This window comes from Planococcus sp. APC 3906 (assembly GCF_030407685.1).
In the GTDB taxonomy this organism is placed as follows: Bacteria; Bacillota; Bacilli; order Bacillales_A; family Planococcaceae; genus Planococcus; species Planococcus koreensis.
Window position 1 is genome coordinate 31900 of the sequence record NZ_JASDCW010000028.1, and the last position, 10226, is coordinate 42125.

General features: G+C 46.5%; 11 protein-coding genes. 8 read left to right on the forward strand and 3 right to left on the reverse strand.

Annotated features, from left to right (window positions below; genetic code table 11):
- Window positions 1-14 precede the first annotated feature (14 nt).
- From QMA09_RS14150 to QMA09_RS14170, 5 genes are all read left to right on the forward strand, one after another.
- Window positions 15-479, forward strand: a complete 465-nt coding sequence (locus QMA09_RS14150) for an SRPBCC family protein (protein ID WP_290213561.1) — start codon at window positions 15-17, stop codon at window positions 477-479.
- The gene (locus QMA09_RS14155; protein ID WP_290213562.1) at window positions 476-676 is read left to right on the forward strand and encodes a nucleic acid-binding protein; all 201 of its coding nucleotides are present in this window, start codon (window positions 476-478) and stop codon (window positions 674-676) included. Before QMA09_RS14150 ends, QMA09_RS14155 begins: the two co-directional genes overlap by 4 nt.
- Window positions 677-841: 165 nt before the next feature.
- Window positions 842-1495: a YIP1 family protein gene (locus QMA09_RS14160; RefSeq protein WP_290213563.1), complete on the forward strand. Its 654-nt coding sequence runs from the start codon at window positions 842-844 to the stop codon at window positions 1493-1495.
- Window positions 1496-1979: 484 nt separating this feature from the next.
- A complete protein-coding gene (locus tag QMA09_RS14165; protein WP_290213564.1) occupies window positions 1980-3986 on the forward strand; it encodes an ABC1 kinase family protein in 2007 nt (668 codons plus the stop codon).
- Window positions 3987-4122: 136 nt separating this feature from the next.
- Window positions 4123-5079 (forward strand): bifunctional helix-turn-helix transcriptional regulator/GNAT family N-acetyltransferase, encoded by a 957-nt coding sequence (locus QMA09_RS14170; RefSeq protein WP_290213565.1) that lies wholly within the window; start codon window positions 4123-4125, stop codon window positions 5077-5079.
- Between the two features lie 432 nt (window positions 5080-5511).
- Here the strand turns inward: QMA09_RS14170 and QMA09_RS14175 are convergent, their stop codons facing one another.
- Window positions 5512-5901: a VOC family protein gene (locus QMA09_RS14175; protein WP_135502491.1), complete on the reverse strand. Its 390-nt coding sequence runs from the start codon at window positions 5899-5901 to the stop codon at window positions 5512-5514.
- Window positions 5902-6323: 422 nt separating this feature from the next.
- Window positions 6324-6524, reverse strand: a complete 201-nt coding sequence (locus QMA09_RS14180) for a hypothetical protein (protein ID WP_290213566.1) — start codon at window positions 6522-6524, stop codon at window positions 6324-6326.
- 485 nt (window positions 6525-7009) lie between these two features.
- On the opposite strand from QMA09_RS14180, the gene QMA09_RS14185 reads away from it, so the two are divergent.
- Window positions 7010-7822, forward strand: coding sequence for an AraC family transcriptional regulator (locus QMA09_RS14185; RefSeq protein ID WP_290213567.1), 813 nt, complete (start codon window positions 7010-7012; stop codon window positions 7820-7822).
- Between the two features lie 29 nt (window positions 7823-7851).
- On the opposite strand, the gene QMA09_RS14190 is transcribed toward QMA09_RS14185, so the two are convergent.
- On the reverse strand, window positions 7852-8421 hold the full coding sequence (locus QMA09_RS14190; protein WP_290213568.1) for a TetR/AcrR family transcriptional regulator: 570 nt from the start codon (window positions 8419-8421) through the stop codon (window positions 7852-7854).
- A 144-nt stretch (window positions 8422-8565) separates the two neighbouring features.
- On the opposite strand from QMA09_RS14190, the gene QMA09_RS14195 reads away from it, so the two are divergent.
- Window positions 8566-9324 (forward strand): SDR family oxidoreductase, encoded by a 759-nt coding sequence (locus QMA09_RS14195; RefSeq protein ID WP_290213569.1) that lies wholly within the window; start codon window positions 8566-8568, stop codon window positions 9322-9324.
- Between the two features lie 193 nt (window positions 9325-9517).
- Entirely contained in the window at window positions 9518-9856 is a 339-nt protein-coding gene (locus QMA09_RS14200; protein ID WP_290213571.1) for a DUF1428 family protein, read from the forward strand.
- Window positions 9857-10226 lie beyond the last annotated feature (370 nt).

Here is a 10226-nt window from a genome sequence, read left to right on the forward strand (position 1 = left end):
AAGGGGGCAATGGGATGATTGAATGGAAGCAAAAGCGCATCATCGACGCCAATATCGAGACAGTTTGGGACTTGTTCAGAGACGATAATATCCAGCGGATCATGCCAAAGCTGGAAAAGCACCAGCTCGTCGAAAAACGGGAAAATGAAGTCGGCGCCAAGCATCAACAGACTTATCGACAAGGCAGCAGGCTGGAAACGTATATCGTGGAAACGGTGGCTTACCAGGACACGCCGGACGAAAAAGTGAAGCAATTGCATTTTGTGCTCGCTAACCTTTTCGAAGTCGATTTGCAGTTCCGTCTCCAGAAAATCAGTGAACAACAGACACGCTTTGTCTACGAAGGATCGAACCGCGGCACGAATCTCGTGGGGCGGACGATGCTGAAGATGGGCGGCACAAAAAGCAATATGGAAACCGTCAATGAGTTTATGGACTTGGTGGAGTCGGAAGCGGTGAAAAGGGAGAGAAACCGATGAGGCAATGCCCGGAATGCCGAGGCGCAATGGCTGAAGATCTGCAAGTTACGATAAAAGGCGCCATGTACGGCTTGAAAATCACCCGGAAAAAACGTGGATTATTCAATAACGCCACAGCGGAGCCGAAAGCGGCTGTCTGCAGCAATTGCGGAGCGGTGGCGTTTTACGTTGAAAACCCTGACGATTTTCGGGAATAATGATTAAAAAAACGTAAATGTATTAAACTACTTAAGGATAATACAATGAAAATCAAAAACGTAACAAGAAAAAAAGCGTAAAACGCAAATAAGTTTTAGGTGTTTGAATGAAACCAAATAGCTTTTGCGCCGTAAATAGAGAGAGAACTTTTAGGGGGAGATCCAATGATCGACATAACTGAAAAGCACGAAACAGAACGAGTAAACCCGTTCACCGCGGTTTGGCTGCAGACGCGCAAAGCTGCCCGCTTTGTTATTGAAGAAAAGTCCATAGGATTTGCCATTATGCTCATTATGCTTTCAGGCATCGGCAGCGGCTTGATGGGGATGCAAAGTTCAGGAGGCGGCGCAGGCATGGCCGGCTGGCAGATATTTTTGCTTACGGTCATTCTCGGGCCAGTGGTCGGATTCGCGAGTGCCGCTTTCTTGTCCGCATTGTATTTGCTCGTCGGCAAACTGTTCAAAGGGACAGCGACTTATATCGAAATGTTCAAAGCGGTTGCGGTTTCAATGATTCCTTATGTCTGGATTGCACCGGTTTTATTGGCATGGGCGACGCTCGCACCGGGTACATATTTCGCTGATCCACTGGCGGAAACCAGCACTGGGGAAGGCTGGGGAACACTGATTGTCCTTGGCACGCTATCATTCATCCTGTCGATCTGGGGCATCATCATCCAGAGCAAGGCGATTGGGGAAGCGCACCGGTTCAGCAGCTGGAAAGGCTTTGCGACGGTGTTGATCCCGGCCATTGTCATCGGCGTCGTCATCGTTGTTGTGATTATTTTGTTCGTGATGCTGTTTGCTGCTGCGATGTAAGCGGAAAGAAGGCTCAGGCCTTCTTTTTTTATGGAAAGAAAAAGTACATGTAGGATATTACATAAGGTATTTATACAATAAAGTTCAAAACAAGCAAACAAGAAGCCAAACCGTGAAAATCGGTCCGCTAATTAGCGCACAAGTTCAAGTGTAGCAAAAGCGCACAGTGGAATCGATGATAAATAAACATGGTTTTAGCAATAAAATCTCTTGGTGCTGTCATCGTGTGATTGTAGGAGGGAAGCGCTATAACAGCTTATTTTTGCTATACTAGAGGAAAGGACTTATTATTCAGTTAATTGGAAGGGATGTTAAAGGGATTAATTCCGTACAACCGATTACTTGAATTTAGCATTAACGAGCTTTTATGCGCGCTCAGCGTAATTTACGTGCGTTCAGCGAGATTTATGCGCGTTCAGGAGAATTTACGTGCGTTCAGCAAGTTTTACGCGCGTTCAGAAGATTTGTGGTAGGAGGTGGGACAATGTTGGTCTATTTGCGTATTTTCATCGAAATAAGTCTCATACTGCTGTTCATTTTTTACGTCAGCGGCCGGCTGATCGGCTCCAAGGTCCATGTCGTCAAACGCCTGCTGTCGGTGATTCTGGGTGTCAGCCTGACATCGCTCGTCTACTGGTATTCCTATCTGCGTTTTACGGATTATTTCGAGCAGGGCTTTTTATCCGCTGTGACCGATGCCAGTACGCTGATTTGGATCGGCAGCATGCTGATGATTTCGATGCTGTTCTTCTTGTTCTTCGAGCTTTTTGAAGCGAACGGTTTCGGCGGCAGCGGTGCGACGCTCACAAGCCGCGTGTTTTTTATGAAACGCTTGCTGCATCTTTGGCGCCGCCAGAAGCGGTTGAGCAAAGTGCTCGAAATTGCGGTGAAAAACGGCATTTCCAGCACGTTCCACTACGCACGCCACCGCGAAAACGAACGGCAATTGGCTATCGCGTTGCGCAGGACGCTCGAACAAAGCGGCGGCATCTTCATCAAGTTCGGGCAAGCGCTGTCGACGCGTTCCGATCTTTTCCATCCCGCTTTTATTGAAGAATTGGGTAAATTGCAGCAGAACGTCGTGCCGTTGACCGCCAAGCAAGTGAAGGAAGTTCTCCATAAAGCGCTGCCCGAGACGTTTGACGAGGTTTTTGAGTCTTTTAGTATGGAACCCTTGGCCGCAGGGTCAATCGGCCAGGTACACCGCGCCGTGCTGCGGAAAAACCGCGATGAGGTCGTTGTCAAATTGCTGCGGCCGGACGTCTCGACAATCATGCGCGACGATCTGGATATCCTGGTGGAGTTTGCGGAATGGGTGGCACTGAAATCGACATGGGCATCGAATATCGGCTTCCGGGAGCTTGCCATCGGGTTCGCCAATGCATTGCGGGAAGAAATCGATTTTGAAATTGAAATACGCAACACGATCCAAATCGGCAACATTCTGGCGAAAAGTCCATACACCGTGAAAGTGCCGCACGTTTACCGCGAATACAGCAATTATAATTTAATCGTCCTCGAGTATTTTAAAGGCAAGAGCATTCCGAAAGGCAAAGAAGTTTTTGAGCAGTTTCAAATTCCGCCGCGTGATTTCTCGCGGACGGTGCTGTTCTCGTATTTGGAGCAAATGCTGTTCGCCGGCATTTTCCATGCCGATCCGCATCCTGGCAACATTTTCATCGACAGCAGGGACGGCTTGCCAGTGCTGCTGGATTTCGGGGCGGTCGGCCGCCTGGCCAAAGTGCAGCAGGAAGCTTTGAATTTATTTGTCATCGGCGTCCAGCAAAACGATGCAGAAATCATCTACGATGCTGTCACGGACCTTGTGGAAGACAGCAAGGACATCGATCGCCAGAAATTTGAACAGGCGATCGGGCAGATTTTGCTGCGGGTGTCATATGTCGACCGCATTTCAACCGATGAACTGATCCATTCCATTTTTGATGTCGTACGGGATTTCGGCCTGTCGTTTTACCCGTCTGTCGGCATTGCATTGCGGGCATTGATAACGCTTGACGGCACCTTGCACACAATCGACCCCGGTTTCGACATGTTCACCGAGGCGAAAACATTCGCAAAAGAGACGAAAACCGCGATTTTGAAAAAGCCGTTCCGTGAACCGCGCGAAGTCAAAGAACGCATTGAAGAAGAATTGGCGCTTATCATACCGGAATTGAAGAAATTGCCGAAACGTGTGGATCACCTGCTGCGAAAAGTGGAGGGAGGGCGCATCATTCTGCACCACGACATCTTTTCGGACAAATCGAATGCCCATTTCGTGGCGCTGATGTTTTCCCGCTTCATCCTGTTGATGACAGGCATTACGTTCGGCATCGTGTCATCTGCTTTGCTGGCGATTGCCCAGTTTATCGATACGGTGTACGCCGTTTACTTGAACACGGCCGCCTATACCGGCTTGTTCCTGTGCGTGATTCTTTTGGTGAGGCTGTCCATCCAAGCTGTCCGGGACATGAAAAACGATCGCTTGTAAAGATTGGTGCTCGATGATGCCAATAAAACCTCTAAAAACGCATTCATTTGAATGTGTTTTTTAATTGTTAAAGTCAACCATAATGGGTATGATGAAAGAAATCGATTTTTCAGAAAATTATTGTGGGGGTTTATTGATGAATAACTTGAAGCAAATCGAGGAAATCCGGAAATTCAACCGCTTTTACGCGAATGTCCTTGGCAAAATCGACCAGGAAATCTACCAGCAGCCATATCCGTTGGCAGAAGCACGTGTTTTGTCGGAACTCCATGCGCAAAAAGGCGCGACGGCTTCAGAAATACGCGAAAAACTGGGGCTGGACCGGGGTTATATCAGTCGTATGCTGCAAAAATTCGAAGACAGCGAATTGATTTTCAAGCAGCAATCAGCCGATGATAAACGCCGCATTTTGCTGGGATTGACCGAAAAAGGCGAAGAAATCCACCAGCAGCTCGTGAAAAACGCCAATCTAGGCGTCAGCAAGATGGTCGCCGCGCTGTCAGAACGCGATTTACTGAAACTGACCGCCGCTATGGAAACGATCGAAAGCCTGCTGCAGGCCCAGCAAGCCCCTGATAAAATCATCATACGGCCATATGGTCCTGGTGATGCCGGTTACATTGCGCATCTGCACGGTACGCTGTATGGCAATACGCATCAATTCAGCCATGATTTTGAATTCTATGTGGTCAAAGGCTTGGCAGAGTTTATGGCCGATCCAAGTGGCGGCCAGTTATGGATCGCTGAAGTGAACGGTGTTGTTGCCGGATCCATAGCGATTGCAAAAGCTGGAGACCATACTGCGCAATTGCGCTGGTTTATTATGGATGAACAGTTCCAAGGGTTGGGCATCGGTAAAATTCTGATGGAGACGGCAATCGACTTTTGCCGTGAGCAAGGCTATCAGCATGTATTCCTGTGGACGGTCAACATATTGGAAGCTGCGCGCTATCTGTATAGCAAATACGGTTTTAAGCTAACCGAGCAAAAAATGAACACAGATTGGACTGCAGACGAGTTGACGGAAGAACGTTGGGATCTGGAGTTGGAACCGATCAAGGCATTGTCTGCAGAACGCGATGTGCAGGATTAAGCGTGGATGCTCAAGAATCGTGATAAATAGCAGCAAAAGTCAGAAGAAGGGGCCGTTTAGAAAGGCCCTTAAATCGCTGAAAATATTTTAGTTTACATAATATAAATTATCGGAAGTAGTGTTTCATTCAATAAGTATACTCAAGACAATGAGACGAAACGCGTTTTTCGGCCAAAATCCGGCTTTTTTTCAGTTATTGAGCTTTATGTCCGTTTTACGCGTTTTCACAGCGCGCTAAAATTTATGGGCTTAACCAATTTAAAATTAGCCAGGCTGGATTACACGACGCAAAAATTTCTTCAGCAAAAAAATAAAACCATCCGGACAGCGCAAATTCTAAATGCGGCATCCGGATGGTTTTTATGTGCGTTAAGCGCAAATTGTTCACTAAGCACATCGTAAACGATTATTTACGCCAATCGTATTTCTGCGCTACATCACCAGCAAATTCCATCGATGTCCGTCAAGATCGCAAAATCCCGCTCCGTACATGCCGTTTCGTTCACCAGGCTCCGCAAAAATAATTCCGCCCGCCGTAGCCGCTTTGTGCGTCAGCTCCTGGACTTCATCTTCATTTTCCACTGAAATGGAAATCAAAAACTCCGTACAGGTTTCCGTATCCGCAATCGTGTTATTCGTGAACGACATAAATGTCTCTTCCGGAAACAACATGACCATCGCGTTATGGCTGCCAATGACGACGCCCGCCATTGCATCGCTATCTGAAAACCGTTCATTGAGCCTGAATCCGAGTGACTTGAAAAAGCCTTTCGATTTCTCCAAATCTTTAACCGGCAGATTGATCCAGCATTCTTTTGCCAATGCAATTCCCCCTCGATTGAATTTTCGCGCCGCTCCACAAGCTGTATTAACGCCATTATAAAGCGTATTGGGAGCTATTGCCACACGATTTTAGCGGTTCCCCCTCCCTTGCGTTCTTATATCTATACCAGTATAAGACTGCCATAAACATTTGGTTGTAAAAGCCCGATCCACACTAAACCTATCGATTCTTGCTGATGAAAATAAAATATGCTGAAATACCACGGGGTTATAATTAAAAAATTATGGTATCTTGCTAATAGCAAAGCCGCTCCGTCAACGGATGTAATAATTCAACGATATTCTTTACCGTGTGAGGCAATCGTTTTGCTGATTTCTAGTGGATGATAAGCTTATTAGAAGGACTTTTGCTCCTGCTGCTGTTCATCTTACTATAAATTTCAAAATGTTAAGCCACAAACTTATTTTTGAAGTCTAAGATAATCTCTCCTGACTTGAACTATCCCAGCAATGATGATTGTCAGAGATAAAATGACTTTTACTTCTACTGGTAATTGAGGTGTAAGAAACAACATTATGATGGCAATTAAAGCGAAAAAATTTAACAAGATGGTTCTTCTAAACTTCCCTCTATTGTCCAGTTTGCGGTAAGACCATGCCAATTCAAAAACCTCCTGTCTATCACTAATGGTTCCAATATCCACACAAACATTACCGATCATTTCGCTAAAATGCACAAACTCTTAAATTGGCTATTTCCTGAAGTAGGATGAATTCTTTAAGAGTTTCAAAGCCGAATTCCAGTTAAAGCACAGTGCCTTTCCCACGACCGAATGAATGTTTTTCTACTCGGCTGGGAGGGCTGTTCCCCTTGGGTGCATGTTGCTGCATTCGATAAAGTGTTTAAAATGGCCGTGAATAAAATCATGGAAAACAACAACATTCCCATTCCTTGGTGCTGATATATGTCGATAGCCTCTCATAAACAGTTTTATTCCTGAAATAGCTCTGAGTTTTCCTTCGAAATCAATAAAAACTATCGTTTCTTGTTTATTTTCGCTATGAATCAAGAAAATATCCTTAATTCCCAGTCAAACCCTATTAATTATTGCTATAATTGGATTTAAGAAACTTTGGGGTGAAAAGAGTGGAAAACATCATGAATCCTTTGCAAACCTACCATACAGCGGGCCATATCTTCGCCGCTATGGGCCAAATTTACACGAAACCGCTCCATCAGCATGCGGATACGTGTGAGGTGTTGCTGGTGGCATCCGGCACCGGCATCTTCACCATCAACGGAAAAAGCTACCGTGCAGGACCCGGGAGCATCGTGTTATGCAATGCCGGCGACTGGCAAGAAGCACGGGTGGACCCCCGCTCCCCTTTCCAAGCGTTGTACCTTTCCTGTTCCGGAACTTTGGCAGAAGCCTTGCCGATCAGCCACGTCCGTAACCAGCAGCTGGCTCCTGTTCAATTTTTGCGTGTCTTTGCAGAATTGCAGTCGTTGCTTGAACGGATTATCCAGCAACAGCAAGACCGAACCATGCTCCGCCATTTGCTTGCGCTGTTTTTTTGCACGCTTGAACGCGCCTTGGCACCTGCCGCAGCAATCGAAGCGCCGAATAGTGATCAAGTGATCCGCAAGGCGCAGCATTATATAGAAGAGAATCATTCACGCGATATTACACTGGAAAACTTATCTATGGAGCTGGGATTGAACAAATACGCCTTCGCACGCCAGTTCAAAGAAGTCGCCGGTGTCAGCCCGATCCAATACGCCATCCAGTGCCGCATGCAGACTGCACAGCATCTGTTGATGACAACAGCCGGCACCATTCCGGAAATCGCCGCTCAGACAGGCTATAAAAGCGCCACCCATTTCCAACAGGCATTCAAGAAAGCAATAGGCACCTCACCTGGTGTATTCCGCAGAGAATCGTCCGCTCCCCGCCCGTAGCGTGTTTCTCCATGAACGGCTTGCGGCAATCAAGCGCCGAGCCGCAGATTCAAGATGGCCACGAGCTGTTCATTCATCTCGGCAGCGCTTTTATTGAAGTCCTGCCGGTACCACTCGATGACCATGCCGAGGATGGCGTTTGCTTGATAAGCGCTCAGCATATCGACGGCCACGTCTTCATCGATCTTTTGGTGGGCGTTGAAATCTTCTTTCATCAGCGAATTGATTTCATTGAACAAGAGATAGTAATACGCCAGCGGCACATTTTTGGAAAACACGATAAAATAGAATTTCTTAAATTTCTCAATGTGGTGGAAAATCCGGATGGTCGCCGGATTCAGTTTCGTCGTCTCAATCCGCTCCACATACTTGTAAGGCGCCTGGTAGGATTCCGCCAGGTCTTTCATGATCTCCTTGAAATACTCTTCGAATAAATCCTCGACTTTGCCGTAATGCTGGTAGAACGTGCCGCGGTTGATTTTGGTCGCTTTGCAGATTTCGGTGATAGAGATCGATTCCAACGCCCGCTCTTTTAACAATATAAGCAAGCTTTCGTGCAATGCTTCCTTCGTCTTCTGTACCCGCAGATCGGTTTTCATTTTTCACCCTCCTTTATTGAACAAATTATCAGAAAACGTCGGTTATTGAACAAAATGCCCTCTTTTGATGGTTGTTAGCACTTCGTTCCTAGGATTATAATTTTATTATACAGTTGTTCAATAAAATTCAGGGGGTTTTCATTGATGAAATTCGAAGGCAAAGTGGCAATCGTAACAGGCGCAGCATCCGGCATGGGCAAGGCGATTGCGGAAGGCTATGCGCAAGAAGGCGCGAAAGTGGTCGTATCCGATTTGAATTTAGACGGTGCAACAGCGGTTGCGGACGCTATCAAAGCAAATGGCGGCGAAGCGATTGCGGTGAAAACGAACGTGACTTCCTTAGAGGATTTGGAGACGTTGTTCGCCGAAACGAAACAGGCTTTCGGCAAGCTCGACGTTCTTATCAACAATGCTGGCATCATGGACGGCATGGAGCCGGTCGGCGAAATTTCCGATGAGCGTTGGGACAAAGTGTTTGCGGTCAATACGACGGCGGTCATGCGCACAATGCGCATCGCAACGGCCATCTTCCTCGAACAAGGGCACGGCGTCATCATTAACAACATCTCAGCAGGCGGCCTTTACGGTGCTCGTGCAGGCGCCGCTTATACAGCATCGAAACATGCGGTTGTCGGCCTCACGAAAAATACAGCATTCATGTATGCCGATAAAAACATCCGCTGCAACGGCATCGCACCCGGCGCCGTCGCAACGAACATCGGCAGCACGATGAGCAACCTCAGCGAAGCCGGCATGAACCGCCAACAGCTGGGCATGGCCATCAACCCGCGCGTCGGGCAGCCGGAAGAAATCGCGAAACTCGCCGTTTTCCTCGGATCGGACGACGCCAGCTTCATCAACGGCCAAGTGGTCACGGCGGACGGCGGCTGGACGGCGTATTAAGCAAAATCAGTTCTCGAAACAGGCGCATTGATTGCGCCTGTTTTTTACGTCTCCCGCTACTTTAATAGCCTGCAAAGTGCATTTTGCATAATTGCCTTTTTAGCTAAATAATTATTAGCAAGATATGCTAAGCTTGATTCGACTAAAACCGTAACAATGCAATCTTTGAGGAGGGATTATCATCTATTTAGAAATTTATCTTTATCCTGTATTGGAAGAAAACATAGAACGATTTTTAAAAATTAACCGAGAAGCGGAACAGATTTACAAAGAATACGGTGCACTCGAAAGCGAAACATATGCGGCAGCATCAACTGAACCGGAATATGGCTGTTTAGGCATGGCGTCAGCCGTTGAACTGCGCGATAGCGAAGTATTAATGTTAGAAATCAACCGCTATCATCATCAGATGCACCAGCGACAGGTTTTGGAAAAGGTTGATAAAGATGAACGGATTGAAAATTTATATGATCAAATGACAAAGGTGATCGATATAAGCCGAACTGTTCGCGGTGAATTTCATTTGCTATAACAAAGAAGTTGAAAAGATCGATTTCTCTATGTTTAGTTTGTAAAGAAGTCGGACTTTTAAAATGAATACATTCATCTATCTAATTGTGAAGCGTAATTTTCTTCTTGCTGCTCAATAGACTTGCTAAAGTAAAAAGACGCCAGTTGCAACTAGAAAATCGCAGTATTCAGCTGCTTGGCAATCCCGCTCCGTTTCCCTGCTTAATCGTTTTCATATTGTGTCCTTCTCTGAAAGCAACTTAATTAACTAAGCTGTTGATAATTGAGAGGGTTCCGATTTTTGCTGAACGCGCGTAAATTGTTCTGAGCGCGCATAAATCTCGCTGAACGCTCGTAAATGTTTTTAAACGCACGTAAATTTCGCTGAGCGC